Below are 16079 nucleotides of genomic sequence, written 5' to 3' on the forward strand. Positions count from 1 at the left end.
CATCCATTAAATGGTTCACTGACTCCATTTGATCGTTTAAGCAAGTTTATATCATGGGAAGAATCTCTTGTAAAAGCGTGCAGCCTGAATGAGTTACAAAAACATGGAATAGCAAAAATCCATTAGACATACTTAACAAAAAATTAAATTGCCCATTGCATTTTAAGGTTATTCCATCCAAATTAATCGTTCCTCCTTCGGTGTATAGTGCGTATTTTTATGAAAATTCAGGAGAAAAAAGGAACGAGATCGAAATATATCTCTGTTCTCGCAATAGAAAATTATCAGATATTGGGGTAATGGCTATGAAATTAAAAAAAATCTTTGGAATCGGCAGCGCATTACTGTTAATGATGTTTTCGCAAACTGGGTTTGCGGCAAGTGGAAGCTATCAACCTTCGGTCACTCTACCAACGATATATTCCAGAAACTTCACAGAAACGGCTTATCTTCCTGTTGTCGGATCTCCACCCGCGACGGGCAGTATTACCAATGTATCCTGGACTTGGAATGTCGTTGGATGGCCTCAAGGATTGTCTGTTTATCTTTGCCAAGGAAATACCAGTAATTGCATAGATATATCACGCGTTCGAAGAATGTCGACAACTGCATTCAATAATAGCAGCCCGACACAACAATTCTTTTATGCTATGAGAGTTGCAAGTGGTGGAACAGTACCAGTGGCAGGTCAAACCGGAGAAGTTATTGTCAGTTGGCAATAATATTTCGATTATTCTCCAAAGATTGCCGCCAGCATTATAGGCGGCAATGCCAATTTGCTTTGAATTGTGAAATATAAAATTGGGTATATATTCCTTTATTCCTGCCCGAAAATATTCTCTGCCAAGATAATAGATGGCGACATCAGTCACCATCTCGGTATATCTTAGGTGATTAATCCTACGGTAATTTAACCCCTTTATAACCAGATAAAATTAACTCCCATTCCTGTTGGGCAAACCATGTCTGAGCTTTGCCAGCATAATGTATCTCATCAGGCAAAAAGACACCAAACTGGGGGGCTACTCCGGTATAGTCAGGAGAATTCCTTGCATCAATCAGTGTCCGGTATTGAGGAGCATTAGCGATAACATTGTTGATTGCTTCAAGCACATAATTGGTGTTGATGGGATCAAACGCAACCGAAAGCGGGTAATACAATCTCCATGGTATACAACAGGAACCCAAGGCATCGCTGATACCGGTAATGATGCGGGTAAAATTCTGCTCTGATGCCCGTGCCGCTAATAAACTTTCAGTTTCTGCTTCCCACTGATTCCAATGGACAGCCAAAATGCGAGGGTTTTTGCCCAGTTTACGCAGTGATTCAACTGCCATACACAACGTTCTGATTGCACGGGGATAGAGCGATTCCACATCACTAGGATCACGTTCAGGAGCCCACCGGTTATCCGGCGGATTATCCAAATACATACCCTGACCGCCCCAACCCATTAGAATGACATAGAGATCAGGCAAATTAAGCGAATTACCTTCGTTAATATGGTCTTGCCAGAGCTTGGCGAAACGGTTAGCGGCATTGATGGGATGATCCTGATTGCCGCGTGATAAACCGATAGGAGTACCAATATTGGCATTGCCAAAACTAGTTAGTTTTATCCAGTTAATTACGGTAAAGTCAATGTCGTAGACTTCTGGTAATGATAACGTGAATACATTTTTTAAACCTTGTGTTATTTGTTCATCTCGCGGTAATTGCGTTCCATGACCATAACTGTTGGATTGCCCAAGTATGACAAATAGCGGAGCATCATTAGGTGCCCATGAGGGGTATTTTATTTCAGGAGAATAAAGTTGTTTATCTATCATCAGTTTTCCTCTCAAGATGATTTAAGTTATTGGACTTTTTCTGAACGCAAAAATATAATTGATTTCTGAAGAAAACAAAACTTAGTTAATCAATTATATTTATGTAACGAAAATCAAAATTGCTTTATATATTATTTTTATATTCCTCACGCCACGAAAAATAAAATAAACACCCAATTTATTATTGTTAATTTTAACAAGCTTACCAATCCACTTTAAAATATAAATCTGACATCATTCCTCACAGATAAAACATAATAATTGATCGCACCCATTATTAAAAAACACACTTATTAGTCTAATCCAGAAAATTAAAACGTCACTTATAAAAACAACTTTGTTTAATAAATAACATCTAAGTTTTTTTTCATAAAGAAAAATAAAAATATTTTTTATTTCATTCTTCACCAGTGGTATTTTATTTATGAGAAAAAATTCTTTTAAATATATGCCTCCGTAATAGGAAATAACCTTATTAAATGGATATAACCCTGTTAATAATATTTGAATTTTAACTAACTTTAAAAACACATCAATGAGGAAATAACATGATTAAATTTTAAGATAATTTGTCTATGAAAGGAAATATTTTTGCTTCAAGTAAGAAATTCCCTAAAATCGCTTTAGCCAGTATCATCGCAGTTAATACCTTCTTAATCATTCATGCCCCTGAAGTTAAAGCAGCTGAAACACTATCACTTTCACAAATATCATCTCTTAATGAAAAGACTATTACAAATGGTATCGGAGGAAGAGCGATTCTTAATAATACAGGCGCTATTCTCACCACAAAAGTAGCCCTACCAGAGATTAAAGACGGCTCTTCTTTTAAAGCAGAAGGTGGAACACTATATGTATATTCCGGTTTTTCTGGTCAAGTAGAATCAGATATTGGTTTTCAATATAGTACTACCTATAATGTATGGAAACCAATTGTGAAAGTAGGAAACCGTGGCCAAGAAACTGTTCAATATATTGAAGGAAAAGATAACTTTACTTATACCCTTCATCTTTCAAGTTGCTGCTTTGTTGGCTGCTTTCACTTACCCCAGTCACATAGTTATCTATGCTCCTGGGGATGCGTTCATTTGCCGCCGCGCTGCAAATTGAAATCTATTGGGTATATACAAATGGTTTTAAACCTGGTAGTGAAGTACAACTTACAATATATAAAAATATAAATGGCGCAACAAGAGCAACATATTGGTGCACTTCCAATAAGGATTATACAAATAGACTTATTTCAGAAATAAAAAATACTAATATTATCTCGGTAAAAAACTGGAAGATATTATCCACAATCGCAGTACCTCGTGGAACACCAGAGAAAAATATTAAAATTCATAAAAATTACGCTGCTAAATTTAAAAATATAGTTATATACCTAATAGGCGTAATTATTGTAGGCCGTTCATTGTAAGCCACTCATAAGAGTGTATTTAAATCCTACGGGCTTGCCAAAAAGCTTTTTTCCAGTAAACGCTATTCATAGATGAGCGGGTAACCCCCTTACTGGTTGACGCATGAATAAACTGATTGTTGGCATCATAAATGCCAACGTGTAACCCATGCTCACCACTACCTGTCTTGAAAAAGACTAAATCACCCGGCATTAAATCACTTTTATCAATGCGAGTCCCTAATCCTATTTGTCCACGGGTAGTACGAGGTAATTTAATATCAAATCGGTCACTAAAAGTACGGTAAACAAAACCCGAGCAATCTACGCCCCGATGATCCATCCCACCATAATGATATGGTGTGCCATACCATTGTTTAAGCTGCTCCTTAAGCTGAGCAATCACCATGATTGGATCAGAAAGTGCTGTTTTTAACTCGGGTGCTTGAGTCTTGGGGGAATGACTGGAACAGCCAATGAGCACCAGACTGAATAACAACAGCAACATTTTCATTCTTATTGTCATGTCCCCCCTCCTCATAAAACCAGCAAAAAATAAGGTAACTTTATCTACCACCTAATAAAAAAACAAGGCTATACCCTTCATCCTTCAAGTTGCTGCTTTGTTGGCTGCTTTCACTTACCCCAGTCACATCGTTATCTATGCTCCTGGGGATGCGTTCATTTGCCACCGCGCTGCAAATTGAAATCTATTGGGTATATATCCTACAGCAGTGGCTAGATATTTATTTTGCTACTCGTTCTGGGCGACTGATCAGCCAGACACCAAACAAAATGAAAATCACACCTACTGTTTTCATTAACGTGACAGTTTCATTAAACCAAGGCAATAAAGCAGTCATTAGATACACAAATACATAACTCAAGCTTATTAACGGATACGCTTTATTTAACGGTAAATATTTCAGTGCAAATAACCAACACAACATAGATAACAGATATCCAGCCAGACCGGCTATTATCACCACAAGCGAATCACGATTACCCCACAACCATTCAATATCAAACCAGTGCAAGCTAAGGTTTAATGTGGGCAGATTTACCACGCCCCATTTCAATAATAACTGTGCTATTGTCACCAACAATACACTCGCTAATCCCCAGATATAACCCTTCATTAATTCAAGCTCATCAGCAGAATGCCTAACATGATACAAACAACGCCAGCCCAATGTTTTATGCCAACTGCTTCCTGATAGAAAAATTTCCCCGCCAAAGTAACAATAATAAAATTAATGCTCAGCATTGGATAGGCCATTCCCAACGGCAATATCTGTAATAAACGAAGCCAGAATAGCATCCCAATAGCTAACAGAATCACGGCACCCATTAGCCATTTCAGAGCTGATACCCGCTTATAAGCGTCACTCTGCCAACATATCACAGCCTGTTTCTGACACAGCTGGCCAGCACATGTAAGCAAACTGACCAACAGCAATAGGGCAAAACTTATCACGGGCGTTTCTCATAGACCATAATAACAAAACGATAATGACGGCTGACTTGATCTGCTTTAGGTAAATCAGGTAATTCTTCATTTTTATACAAATGAAGCAGTACTGATACTCGCCCTTCTTTACGGGCTTTCTCTAACCATTGTGGAAAATCTTTATAACTGATACGCCGATATTGGCTATCTGGATAATTCAGGCCATATTCCAATTCTCCCCACCGTTCAAGCATATAAATATCACTGCGTTTCATTTCCCACGCAGCACTGGTTGCCAAACCAACACTTTCCGAAAGAATATACCGACTGTCTTCAAGTTCCTGACGATGCAGGTTAATAAAATTCTGAGGTAATTTAGAATTAATAGTATTTTCAGGCAACGCATTACCGATCGCCAGGCTAACAACAATAGAACAATACGCAGCTAACAGCCAGTATTTTCCATTCAACATAAAGCACAAATAACCAATAATTCCCCAGATACCAAAGGCAACAATAGCCAAAACCCATTTAGGCCATTCTGATGGCTGATATAAAGAATGTTGTGTCACCGTTTCCATAGCAAACAAAGTCATCACTGCCAACAGACCAATAAATACGTTAACCATTCCATTGATCTTCAGTAATTTCATCTTGCCATTTTTTACACAATCGACACCAAACTTAGCCATCATCATTGCCAATGGTGCCATGCAAGGTAAGATATAAGTTGGCAATTTTCCTTTTGCAATACTGAAAAACAATAACGGCACTGCAAACCAGCAAAGCAGAAAAAACATTTCAGGATTGGATTTCCTCTCTTTCCAACCTTTAATCACCGCTCCCGGTAATAACCCCAACCACGGAATGACACCAAGGATCAGAATAGGAATGTAATACCAGAATGGCGCAATATGCTGCGCATCATTGGAAGAGAAACGCTTAATATGTTCAATCCAGAAAAAATAATGCCAGTAGTCAGGCTCACGTTGAGCAACGGCAATAACCCACGGTAGGCTAATGGCTATTGCTGAAATAATGGCAAGTGTGCCAAAGTATGCCGTTTGCAGGAACCGCTTCTGATAAATGACAATTGGCAGCATAGCGATCACCGGAACAGCCAGTGCCAAAAATCCTTTAGTCATAAAACCCATACCACAGCACAAACCAAGCACCAAATAAGCTATAACTCGCTGTCTGGTACAATCTGCTTTTAGCGCCCAGAAACTACATACCATCGCGGCAGTCATCCACAATGAGAACATGGGATCGAGTACGCTATAAGTGCCAATCGCCAATACCAAAAACATTGAGATGTAAATCAGACTGGTGACAAAAGCAATATGCCGACTTTGCCACATCATCATAGCAAGCCGATATAATAAAATCGCACTGATAAAAATACAGAAAACTGAACCAAAACGAACAGCAAAGTTATTATCGCCAAAAATCCACTGGCTGATGTTGTTAATCCAATAACCTGCTACAGGCTTCTCAAAATAACGAATGTCCAACAAATACGGAACAATCCAATCGCCTCGTTGGAGCATTTCACGGCTGATTTCTGCATAACGCGTTTCATCAGGCTGCCATAACAGACGGCCATTAAGGGGTAATAAATAGGTAAGGACAAAAAAAAGAGCCATCAAAAAGGCCCCCACTTTACACGCCCGGTTATTTAACATAAATAAGTTAAACCTCTTGTTGACATCCTAACCACCCTTCTCTGCCGGGAAATTCGGAACGAATAATTCGCCCTACAGGAAGTCGCTGTATATTTTCAGGTAGCAGATGACTCAATGCACAAAATTGTATGTTTTCCCGGTGAGCCATCTCCAACAGAGTTGCAAATTCTGTCGCCTTGGACATCCCTTCCACTTCTGTATGGATGGTATATACCGGAACACCTTGATCATTTTTCATCTCATTAAGAATAAACTGATTAAAATCCTTATCCTTAATCTGAGTTCCTACAACTTCATCATAAGTTGGCAACGTCACCGGAATTTGCACTGTACCGATAGTGCCATCCGGCAAAACTGGCCTGAATGGGTGCGTACCGCGGCAATCACTGTTGTAATCAAAACCAAACTGCTGCTTTACCGCCAGTACCCGCTCATCTGCCCGCCAACCAGCTACAGCCGAGCAAGTTACCCGTTGACCCGTTGCCTGAACTAAAGCATCCACCCCCAATTTAACCTGTTCTGTTAATTGAGCTTCAGACCAACGGCCAACTTTCGCCTGCCAACCCTGATGATCCCATGCATGCAGACCAACTTCGTGGCCTGCATCCAGAGTCTGCTTCATCAAATAACCTAAATCCTTGGCTATTTTTTTACCCGGCCATGCAGTACCCGCCAGTAAAATATCAAGACCATACAGAGATGCCGCATTTGATCTCAGCATCTTCCATAAGAATTTCGGTCGCAAAAGGCGCCATAAATGACGCCCCATATTATCCGGGCCAACACTGAAGAAAAAACTGGCCTGAACCTGATGTTTTGCCAAGATCTTAAGCAACTGCGGTACACCTTCAAAGGTTCCCCGATAAGTATCTACATCAACTCTCAAGCCAACTTGTTTCATTATTTTTTCCCTAATTCTTCCACTGCACCACGCAAGAAGAAATCCAGTGTCTCATCTATCGTCTGTTTCATATCAATAGTTGGCTTCCAGCCTAATAGCCGTTCCGCATTTTTAATGCTTGGCTTACGGTGTTCAACGTCCTGATAGCCTTTTCCGTAATAGCTTCCGCTTTCAATCTTTTTGAATCCCGCAAACGGAGGAAAATAACCTCTCAATTCGTGATTCTCAAAGCTATCAAGTAGCATTTCCGCTAGCTGACGAATACTGGCTTCGTTAGTTGGATTACCGATATTGATAATCTGACCGTCACACAATCCATCTCGGTTTTCAATAATGCGGAATAACGCTTCAATACCATCATTAATATCAGTAAAACAGCGTTTCTGTTCCCCTCCATCTACCAGTTTGATCGATGACCCCTCAACTAAGTTCAATATCAGTTGTGTAATTGCTCTAGAGCTACCAATACGTGCAGAATTCAGGTTATCCAAACGTGGCCCCATCCAATTAAATGGGCGGAACAAGGTGAATTTTAGCCCCTCTTTTTCGCCGTATGCCCAAATAACGCGATCCAGTAATTGTTTAGAGACAGAGTAAATCCAACGTTGTTTGTTAATCGGGCCAACAATCAGACGGGAATCATCTTCGTCAAACTCTTTATCATCACACATTCCGTAAACTTCTGATGTGGATGGGAAAATAATCCGTTTATTGTATTTAACGCAATAACGGACAATTTTAAGATTCTCTTCAAAATCCAGTTCAAATACACGCAGTGGGTTACGGGTATATTCAATTGGCGTTGCAATAGCGACCAATGGCAGAACCACATCGCATTTCTTGATGTGATACTCGATCCATTCAGTATGGATGTTGACATCACCTTCAATGAAATGAAAATGCGGGTTACCAATAAAACGCTCAATAGCGGAAGAGCCAATATCCATACCGTAGATGTCATAGTTGCCATCACGCAACAGACGTTCTGTCAGATGATTACCAATAAAGCCATTCACACCAAGGATTAACACTCGCTTACGGTGACTAATCTGAGATGTTGCCTTTGGACCAACACGTATATCAGTCACAATGCTCATCTCTGCCGCTAGGCGAGTCCCCCGAACATACAAACTAGATTCACTTTGCCCACTGATAATTTCTAATGCCCCTTTCCCACAAGCAATAACCAGTGGCTCTATCGACAATACCGTACCCGGCTGTTTGTTATGGGATTCATGCAACGGAGAAGCACGCCAGATCGTAATCTTACGCTCACCTAGGAAAGTAAATGCTCCCGGGTATGGCTCAGCCACCGCTCTGATAAGGTTGTTGATTTCAGTTGCTGATTTGCTCCAGTCAATCTCTCCATCAGCAGCAGTACGTCGACCAAAGTAAGTTGCCTGACTTTGATCCTGAGGTGTTGAAGTATAGGTCCCTGCGTTGATCTGAGGTAATACTTGATCAAGCAATTCTTCCGCCGCTTTACGAATTTTTCCGTGTAAAATCAGCGAAGTATCCGTTTCTGTAATAGCGACTTTATGTTGAGCAATAATATCCCCGGCATCCGGTTTCAACACCATTTTATGCAGGGTTACACCTGTTTCCGTTTCACCATTCAGAATTGCCCAGTTAATAGGTGCACGACCACGGTATTTTGGCAATAGAGATCCATGCAAATTAAATGCACCTAAACTCGCCAGTGATAAAATATCTTCACTCAGCATGTTCCGGTAATAAAACGAGAAAATCACATCCGGTTTCAGTTCACGGATACGTTCAATCCATAGAGGATGATTAACATTCTCTGGCGCAAAAACCGGAAGCTCCAAATCTGCACTCAAGCGGGCAACAGAAGAGAAAAAATGGTTTTCAGTAGGATCATCTGTATGGGTAAATACTGCCTGAATATCAAACCCAGCTTTAATTAAGGCATTGATCCCGACACAGCCGATATCATGATAGGCAAATACAATTGCTTTCATTAGTACTCTTCCTGGTTGTCGTTGGTCTTTTTATTTCCGACCACTTTTTGAATAAAATAACGTGGGCGCGCACGGACATCGTTGTAGATACGGCCTATGTATTCACCTAATAAGCCCATTGCAATGAACTGCGCGCCAATAAACATGAAAAGGATGGCAAATAGGGTAAATACGCCGTCTGCTGCCCATATAGCCCCAAAAATCAAACGTAAAACCACCAGCAATACAGCCAGCAAAAAACCAGAAACTGCAATCACACTCCCTATTACGCTCAGCAAACGTAAAGGCGCGGTTGTCAGACAGGTAAGCAGGTCATACATCAGATTAATGAGCTTCATGAAGTTGTATTTGGAATCACCAAATTCACGTTCCGCATGAGCAACATCTATCTCAATCGTTTTACGGGCGAAAGTGTTTGCCAGAATAGGAATAAAAGTACTGCGCTCATGGCACTGCAACATGGCTTCAATAATGTGGCGACGATAGGCACGAAGCATACAGCCATAATCTCCCATAGAGCGGCCTGTTGCCTTGGTGATCATCGCATTGATGATTTTTGAAGCTGTTTTACGGAACAGAGAATCCTGCCGATTAGCCCGGCGGGTACCAACAACGTCATAACCCTGCTCAGCCGTTTCAACAAGACGAGGGATCTCTTCCGGCGGATTCTGTAGATCTGCATCAAGAGTAATCACTAAATCGCCACTGACCTGATTAAAACCTGCCATAATCGCTGAGTGTTGACCGTAATTACGGTTAAGCAGAATGGCAATAATATGATTTTCAGGTTGTTCTGCTGCCTGGACCAAAATTTCAGCGGACTTATCACTGCTGCCATCATCAACAAGAATAAGTTCATAGTCCTGAGTCAGTTGTTTACAGGCTGATAAGGTTCTTTCCAATAACAGAGGTAAACTTTCCTCTTCGTTATAAACTGGAATAACAATAGAAACTTTTTTAATTTGTTCAAAAGACACTAAATCTGCGCTCCGAAAGAATTTCTTGTAAAGCATTAATTACACGATCCACATCGTTATCACTCATATCAGGAAAGAGTGGTAATGAACAAAGTGTTGCTGAGTTCCATTCTGATTCAGGCAACGACAACTGCGGAAAGCGTTCCCGATAATATTTTTGCGTATGTGCGGCTCTGAAATGTAAACCTGTGCCAATATCTTTCTCTTTCAGACATTCCATCAATGTGTCACGGTCAATGCCACATACATCCTTATCAACTCGTACCATAAACAGATGATGTGCGTGCAAATGTTCATAATCGGGCACATTCAACATCTGCAAAGGAGAATTTTTTAATGCTGTTGAATAACGAGCAACAATTTGTCGACGACGAGCATTCATTGATTCCAACTTACTTAATTGCACAACCGCAATTGCTGCATGAATATCTGACAAATTATATTTGTAACCTGGCTCTACGACTTCCGCTTGTGGTTTCCTGCCCTGAATCTGACGGTCAAAAGCATCAACACCTAATCCATGAAATTTGAGACACCGAATTCGTTCAGCAAGTTCATTATTATCAGTTGCAACCAACCCGCCTTCTGCACAGGTAAGATTCTTTATGGCATGGAAAGAGAAAATAGCCGTGCCCTGTTCACCGACCCATTCATTTTTATAACGGGTTCCGACTGCATGAGCAGCATCTTCAATCAATGGAATACCCGCATTCTGCGCAATTGCACGTAATGCATCCAAATCACAGGGAGCACCAGCATAATGAACAGGAATAATGGCTTTGGTTCTTGGAGTAATCGACCTTTCTACTGTTGCTGCGTCGACCATTAAAGTATTGCGATCAACATCAATCATGACCGGCTTCGCACCAAGCAAACAGATCATATTTACTGTAGAAACCCAAGTCAGAGATGGAGTAATAACTTCATCTCCAGGGCCAATGCCCAACGCCATCAATGTCAGATGCATACCCGCAGTTGCAGAGGTCAACGCAACCGCATGTTTACAGCCAAACATTCGGCAGAAATCCTGTTCCAATTGATGATTTTGAGGGCCTGTTGTAATCCAGCCCGAATGAAGAACTTTTTCTACTGCCTGAATTTCTTCATCACCTAAAGCAGGACGGGAAAATGGAAGAAAACTTCCCATAAAATACAATCCGATTCGTTCATAATATAATGATATATTAGATGACTATATTTTAACGAATCATCAACGCAGGCACAGATTTAACAAATTAAATGGAAAATAAGGCTATCAAAACAATAAATTCACTGTGGCATACATCAAACTGAATTATAATGAGGCAAAAAAACCCGCCAATATTTATACGTATTCTCAGATACGCATTTGATATCAGCAGCAAAAACTTTAGATAGCGTATTTTCTTTCATTACCTCATCTGGTTTTCCATCCGCAACCAACTGTCCATCAGCAAGCAACCAAATCCGATCAGCTCTATCATAACTATGGTTAAGATCGTGACCACTCATAACTACTGAACCACCAAGTTCACAGAATTTTTTTACTAACAGATCAAGCGCCGCTACCTGAGCGATATCGAGGTTATTAGTAGGCTCATCCAAAAGTAATAGTTTTCCTTCCAGATTGATTGACGACCAAACTTGCAAGAAAACCCCCGCTAATCGAACTCGTTGCCATTCACCACCAGATAATCTCCCTACCGGTGTCTCCAGAAGCATTCCTAACTTAAAAAAGGAACATAATTCTGGCAGTACACCACCTTTAACCGGAGGAGATGCTAAATATAGCTGCAAATATTGAAAAACCGGCATTATTGGTACAGAAGAAACTTGCTGGCTAAACCATGCTCTGTGCCGTGCCAGTTCTCGGTGACGATATTCACTGAGACACTTTTGTTGCAAACAGATTTTGCCACTATACGGCAGAATACCTGCCATACAAGCTAATAACGTACTCTTTCCTGAACCATTCGGCCCAATAAGATGTATTTGTTCACCTTGTTGTATTGATGCTGTCAGCGATATTAATCGGTTTTGGACTGATACTTGCCTGATAGTCATCAATTGATGGGTCATTTGTGCTTTACTCACTTTCTTAACTCCAATCTCTGACTTTCAATAATAACCAAATGAATATCGGTGCTCCTAATGTTGCTGTTACAACACCAATTGGTACCTCTGCGTTAATCAGACTAAGGCGGGAAAGCAAATCAGCCAGCAATAACCCATAACCTCCGGTCAGAACACATGCAGGCAGCAATGTTTTGTAATCTGTTAAACCACATAAACGCAAAATATGCGGAATAACCAAACCGATAAAACTGATTGTTCCAGCAAGTGCAACACTTAACCCCACCAACAGTCCAACAGCAAGTACAAATAAATTACGCCAATAATAAAGTGAAATACCTAACTGGTAAGCCTGTGTTTCTCCCAACGAAAGAAAATTAAGCACTTTTCCTTGACTGCTCAGCCAAATAATCAAAGGAAATAAAGCAACTACCAACCATTGCTGTCGCCAATCTATTCCACTGAAACTGCCCATCATCCAATACATTAGCTGACGCAAATCTAAACTGGTACTAAAATAGACCATCCATGTCATTAGTGCCCCAGAGACAACGCCAAAAGCAACGCCCACCAACAACAATCGGGCATTATTCAAGTGACGCTTTCTTGAAAAGAACAACAATATCATTGTGACAATAAGTGCTCCAAATACAGCGCCAGTACTCAGCAACCAAAATGGGGCAATACCGTGAAACATTAGCACCAAAAACACGACAACGACACCGGCACCATTGCTGATCCCCAGTAGCCCTGGTTCAGCTAAAGGGTTTTCAAACAATGCCTGCATTATCGCACCCGCCACAGTCAAACTTGCACCCACAGCAATTACAGCCAATACCCGAGGAAAACGCAATTGCCATACAAACAACCGACCTGTTTCAGAAAACCACTTATCAGGCCATATCCAATTTTCCCCGGCGCAAAGTGAAAGAAAAAAAACGAATAAAAATAAACAAGCAAGAATTGCCAGAAAACGATAATCACGTCTTTTCTGACGAATTACTAATTCAGCAATAGAATGGGTGGGTTGCATTGGACATCAGCTCATGAGAAAGGATATTTTAAGAAAAAGGCCGCTATTAGCGCGGCCTTTTTGATTTGATTATTCCTTAGGTGTGGCTTTCTCAACCCTGCTTTTTAACTTCTGACCAGGACGGAATGTCACTACTCGGCGAGCTGTAATCGGAATATCTTCACCAGTCTTAGGATTACGTCCCGGACGTTGGTTTTTATCCCGTAAATCAAAGTTGCCAAATCCAGACAATTTTACCTGCTCACCATTCTCCAAAGAACGACGCACTTCTTCAAAGAACAATTCAACTAGATCTTTAGCATCACGTTTGCTAATCCCCAGTTTCTCAAACAGATTTTCTGACATTTCAGCTTTAGTAAGCGCCATAGGTTCAGTCCCTCAAGGATGCTTGGAATCGCTGTTTCAGTACTGCAACACATTTATTAACGGTCGCAGCAATCTCTTCTTCTTCCAGTGTACGCGCGGTATCCTGCAAGATAAAACTTATAGCGAGGCTCTTATGACCCTCGGCTACACCTTTACCACAATACACGTCAAACAAGTTTATGCCAACTATATGATTTACGCCAACTTTCTTACATTCAACCAAAACATCTTCTGCCGCAACATTTTCAGGTACAACGATTGCGATATCACGACGGTTTGACGGGAAGCGCGAAACTTCTTTCGCATCAGGAATCACGCAGTCTGCCAGCTTATTCCAGAGTACTTCGAACACCACAGTACGGCCATTTAAATCAAGTTTGCGCTCCAGCTCTGGGTGAACAACCCCAATGTATCCGATATATTCATTTTCCAAATAAATACCAGCACTTTGACCTGGGTGTAATGCTGGATTTACATCTGCTCTAAAAGAGATCTTAGATAATTTTCCAGTCAATTCCAGTACAGCTTCCAAATCGCCTTTCATATCGAAGAAATCAACAGACTGTTTTTCTAGTGACCAGTGCTCTTCAAAACGATTACCGGTGATAACTCCCCCTAACACCAGTTCCTGGCGAATATCCTGTTCCGCATTTTCATCAGGAACAAAACGCAAACCAGTTTCAAACAAGCGCACACGGTTTTGCTGACGGTTCTGGTTATATACCACTGTTGTTAGCAAACCAGTCAACAAAGATAAACGCATGGCTGACATATCCGCTGAAATTGGGTTAGGTAACATCAACGCTTGTTGCTGTGGATGTAACAGTGCCTGAATTTTAGGATCAACAAAGCTGTAAGTAATCGCTTCCTGATAACCTCTATCAACCAGCATTGTTTTAACACGTTTCAAGGAAAGATCCGCTTCACGATGTTTTTTCATGACAAGATCTGCACGCATCGGTACATCAGGAATATTGTTATAACCGTAGATACGGGCAACTTCTTCAACCAGATCTTCTTCAATTTCCATATCAAAGCGCCAACTCGGGACAACCGCCTGCCAGCAATTTTCTTGCACAGTGACCTTACAACCTAAACGGGTTAAGATGTCACCAACTTGTTCGTCAGGCACGTGATGGCCAATTAAACGATCCAGCTTTTCACGACGCAGAGTGATTGTCGCTGGTTTTGGCAATTGAGATTCATCAGTAACATCAATGATCGGACCGGCTTCACCACCACAAATATCAATCAGTAATTGAGTCGCCCTCTCAATTGCTTTGTGCTGCAATTGAGGATCAACACCACGTTCATAACGATGAGAAGCGTCAGTATGTAAGCCATAACGACGAGCGCGGCCAGCAATCGCCAAAGGTGAAAAAAATGCGCACTCAAGTAAAATATTTTGGGTTTTTTCATTCACACCAGAATGTTCACCGCCAAAAATACCTGCCATTGCAACAGCTTGTTTTTCATCAGAAATAACTAGAGTATCAGCAGAAAGGTTGGTTTCTGTACCATCCAGCAGCACCAATTTTTCATCCTGTTTCGCCATGCGTACAGTGATTGAACCATTTAGACGCTCCAAATCAAACGCATGCAATGGTTGACCCAATTCAAGTAACACATAGTTAGTCACATCGACTATCGGATCGATGGAACGGATTCCCCCACGACGCAATTTTTCACGCATCCATAGTGGCGTTGCCGCTTTCACATTAATTTTCTCAATTACCCTACCCAAGTAACGTGGGCATGCTTCTGTCACTTCAACACGAATAGGGAAGACAGTATCTGTTGTCGGTTTTACTGCCTCAATTTGCTGTTCAGATAATGGAATTTTATTAGCGACTGCTACATCACGTGCAACACCAATAATACTCAGGCAATCAGCTCGGTCAGGTGTAATACTAATTTCAATTACGCTGTCATCTAACTTCAGATATTCACGCAGATCAATACCTAAAGGTGCATCATTTGGTAATTCAATAATACCGTCATGATCCTCTGAAATACCTAGTTCTGAGAAAGAACACAGCATCCCTTCAGAAGGCTCACCGCGCAGTTTAGCCGCTTTGATTTTGAAATCACCCGGCAGCACAGCTCCCACAGTTGCTACAGCAACTTTCAATCCCTGACGACAATTTGGAGCACCGCAAACGATATCCAGCAGGCGTTCACCACCTACATTCACTTTTGTTACCCGCAACTTATCCGCATTCGGATGCTGGGCACATTCGACAACTTCACCAATAACCACGCCATGGAATTGACCAGCTACTGCTTCCATGCCATCAACTTCCAGACCAAGCATGGTCATTTGGTCAGATAATTCTTCACTACTGATGGCTGGGTTTACCCACTCGCGTAACCAGAGTTCACTGAATTTCATGAGATACTCCCG

Annotated in this window: 17 protein-coding genes; 3 read left to right on the plus strand and 14 right to left on the minus strand. The window is 41.1% G+C overall.

Annotated elements, in window-relative coordinates; all coding sequences use genetic code 11:
* Positions 1-299 precede the first annotated feature (299 nt).
* The gene (locus tag BDD30_RS02045) at positions 300-722 is read left to right on the plus strand and encodes a flagellar protein FlhE (protein WP_015834024.1); all 423 of its coding nucleotides are present in this window, start codon (positions 300-302) and stop codon (positions 720-722) included.
* Between the two features lie 178 nt (positions 723-900).
* On the opposite strand, the gene BDD30_RS02050 is transcribed toward BDD30_RS02045, so the two are convergent.
* Complete coding sequence (locus tag BDD30_RS02050; RefSeq protein ID WP_015834023.1) at positions 901-1830, minus strand: hypothetical protein; 930 nt, start codon at positions 1828-1830, stop codon at positions 901-903.
* 575 nt (positions 1831-2405) lie between these two features.
* On the opposite strand from BDD30_RS02050, the gene BDD30_RS02055 reads away from it, so the two are divergent.
* Both BDD30_RS02055 and BDD30_RS24930 read left to right on the plus strand, forming a co-directional pair.
* On the plus strand, positions 2406-3011 hold the full coding sequence (locus BDD30_RS02055; protein WP_049795199.1) for a YrpD family protein: 606 nt from the start codon (positions 2406-2408) through the stop codon (positions 3009-3011).
* Positions 2909-3250 (plus strand): YrpD family protein, encoded by a 342-nt coding sequence (locus BDD30_RS24930; RefSeq protein WP_071823702.1) that lies wholly within the window; start codon positions 2909-2911, stop codon positions 3248-3250. Before BDD30_RS02055 ends, BDD30_RS24930 begins: the two co-directional genes overlap by 103 nt.
* 19 nt (positions 3251-3269) lie before the next feature.
* Here BDD30_RS24930 and BDD30_RS02065 read toward each other — a convergent pair whose 3' ends face one another.
* The 13 genes from BDD30_RS02065 to pheT form a co-directional block, all read right to left on the minus strand.
* The gene (locus BDD30_RS02065) at positions 3270-3755 is read right to left on the minus strand and encodes a C40 family peptidase (RefSeq protein ID WP_015834021.1); all 486 of its coding nucleotides are present in this window, start codon (positions 3753-3755) and stop codon (positions 3270-3272) included.
* Between the two features lie 40 nt (positions 3756-3795).
* Entirely contained in the window at positions 3796-3921 is a 126-nt protein-coding gene (locus tag BDD30_RS24575; RefSeq protein ID WP_015834020.1) for a hypothetical protein, read from the minus strand.
* A gap of 54 nt (positions 3922-3975) precedes the next feature.
* On the minus strand, positions 3976-4368 hold the full coding sequence (arnF, locus tag BDD30_RS02070; RefSeq protein WP_015834019.1) for a 4-amino-4-deoxy-L-arabinose-phosphoundecaprenol flippase subunit ArnF: 393 nt from the start codon (positions 4366-4368) through the stop codon (positions 3976-3978).
* A complete protein-coding gene (gene arnE, locus BDD30_RS02075; RefSeq protein ID WP_041382781.1) occupies positions 4368-4703 on the minus strand; it encodes a 4-amino-4-deoxy-L-arabinose-phosphoundecaprenol flippase subunit ArnE in 336 nt (111 codons plus the stop codon). Before arnE ends, arnF begins: the two co-directional genes overlap by 1 nt.
* On the minus strand, positions 4703-6364 hold the full coding sequence (gene arnT / locus BDD30_RS02080) for a lipid IV(A) 4-amino-4-deoxy-L-arabinosyltransferase (RefSeq protein WP_015834017.1): 1662 nt from the start codon (positions 6362-6364) through the stop codon (positions 4703-4705). Before arnT ends, arnE begins: the two co-directional genes overlap by 1 nt.
* 7 nt (positions 6365-6371) lie before the next feature.
* Entirely contained in the window at positions 6372-7265 is an 894-nt protein-coding gene (arnD, locus tag BDD30_RS02085) for a 4-deoxy-4-formamido-L-arabinose-phosphoundecaprenol deformylase (RefSeq protein WP_015834016.1), read from the minus strand.
* Positions 7265-9247 carry a bifunctional UDP-4-amino-4-deoxy-L-arabinose formyltransferase/UDP-glucuronic acid oxidase ArnA gene (gene arnA / locus BDD30_RS02090; protein WP_015834015.1) on the minus strand — a complete coding sequence of 661 codons (1983 nt, stop codon included), beginning with the start codon at positions 9245-9247 and terminating at the stop codon, positions 7265-7267. The genes arnD and arnA overlap by 1 nt, the downstream gene beginning before the upstream one ends.
* Entirely contained in the window at positions 9247-10260 is a 1014-nt protein-coding gene (arnC, locus tag BDD30_RS02095) for an undecaprenyl-phosphate 4-deoxy-4-formamido-L-arabinose transferase (protein WP_049795198.1), read from the minus strand. The genes arnA and arnC overlap by 1 nt, the downstream gene beginning before the upstream one ends.
* Entirely contained in the window at positions 10214-11371 is a 1158-nt protein-coding gene (gene arnB / locus BDD30_RS02100; RefSeq protein ID WP_015834013.1) for a UDP-4-amino-4-deoxy-L-arabinose aminotransferase, read from the minus strand. Before arnB ends, arnC begins: the two co-directional genes overlap by 47 nt.
* A gap of 137 nt (positions 11372-11508) precedes the next feature.
* Complete coding sequence (gene btuD / locus BDD30_RS02105; RefSeq protein ID WP_015834012.1) at positions 11509-12282, minus strand: vitamin B12 ABC transporter ATP-binding protein BtuD; 774 nt, start codon at positions 12280-12282, stop codon at positions 11509-11511.
* A 19-nt stretch (positions 12283-12301) separates the two neighbouring features.
* Complete coding sequence (gene btuC, locus BDD30_RS02110) at positions 12302-13309, minus strand: vitamin B12 ABC transporter permease BtuC (RefSeq protein ID WP_015834011.1); 1008 nt, start codon at positions 13307-13309, stop codon at positions 12302-12304.
* Positions 13310-13378: 69 nt separating this feature from the next.
* Positions 13379-13675, minus strand: a complete 297-nt coding sequence (gene ihfA / locus BDD30_RS02115; protein ID WP_011146885.1) for an integration host factor subunit alpha — start codon at positions 13673-13675, stop codon at positions 13379-13381.
* 4 nt (positions 13676-13679) lie between these two features.
* Positions 13680-16067, minus strand: coding sequence for a phenylalanine--tRNA ligase subunit beta (pheT, locus tag BDD30_RS02120; RefSeq protein ID WP_015834010.1), 2388 nt, complete (start codon positions 16065-16067; stop codon positions 13680-13682).
* Positions 16068-16079: the final 12 nt, after the last annotated feature.

The sequence above is a fragment of the Photorhabdus asymbiotica genome, assembly GCF_003634575.1.
In the GTDB taxonomy this organism is placed as follows: Bacteria; Pseudomonadota; Gammaproteobacteria; order Enterobacterales; family Enterobacteriaceae; genus Photorhabdus; species Photorhabdus asymbiotica.

Bases quoted from the DNA above. Each gene is read 5' to 3' on its own strand.
- BDD30_RS02045 (WP_015834024.1), top strand. From the start codon at position 300: ATGGCTATGAAATTAAAAAAAATCTTTGGAATCGGCAGCGCATTACTG.
- BDD30_RS02050 (WP_015834023.1), bottom strand. From the start codon at position 1,830: ATGATAGATAAACAACTTTATTCTCCTGAAATAAAATACCCCTCATGG.
- BDD30_RS02055 (WP_049795199.1), top strand. From the start codon at position 2,406: ATGAAAGGAAATATTTTTGCTTCAAGTAAGAAATTCCCTAAAATCGCT.
- BDD30_RS24930 (WP_071823702.1), top strand. From the start codon at position 2,909: ATGCGTTCATTTGCCGCCGCGCTGCAAATTGAAATCTATTGGGTATAT.
- BDD30_RS02065 (WP_015834021.1), bottom strand. From the start codon at position 3,755: ATGACAATAAGAATGAAAATGTTGCTGTTGTTATTCAGTCTGGTGCTC.
- arnF (WP_015834019.1), bottom strand. From the start codon at position 4,368: ATGAAGGGTTATATCTGGGGATTAGCGAGTGTATTGTTGGTGACAATA.
- arnT (WP_015834017.1), bottom strand. From the start codon at position 6,364: ATGTTAAATAACCGGGCGTGTAAAGTGGGGGCCTTTTTGATGGCTCTT.
- arnD (WP_015834016.1), bottom strand. From the start codon at position 7,265: ATGAAACAAGTTGGCTTGAGAGTTGATGTAGATACTTATCGGGGAACC.
- arnA (WP_015834015.1), bottom strand. From the start codon at position 9,247: ATGAAAGCAATTGTATTTGCCTATCATGATATCGGCTGTGTCGGGATC.
- arnC (WP_049795198.1), bottom strand. From the start codon at position 10,260: ATGCTTTACAAGAAATTCTTTCGGAGCGCAGATTTAGTGTCTTTTGAA.
- arnB (WP_015834013.1), bottom strand. From the start codon at position 11,371: ATGGGAAGTTTTCTTCCATTTTCCCGTCCTGCTTTAGGTGATGAAGAA.
- btuD (WP_015834012.1), bottom strand. From the start codon at position 12,282: ATGACCCATCAATTGATGACTATCAGGCAAGTATCAGTCCAAAACCGA.
- btuC (WP_015834011.1), bottom strand. From the start codon at position 13,309: ATGCAACCCACCCATTCTATTGCTGAATTAGTAATTCGTCAGAAAAGA.
- ihfA (WP_011146885.1), bottom strand. From the start codon at position 13,675: ATGGCGCTTACTAAAGCTGAAATGTCAGAAAATCTGTTTGAGAAACTG.
- pheT (WP_015834010.1), bottom strand. From the start codon at position 16,067: ATGAAATTCAGTGAACTCTGGTTACGCGAGTGGGTAAACCCAGCCATC.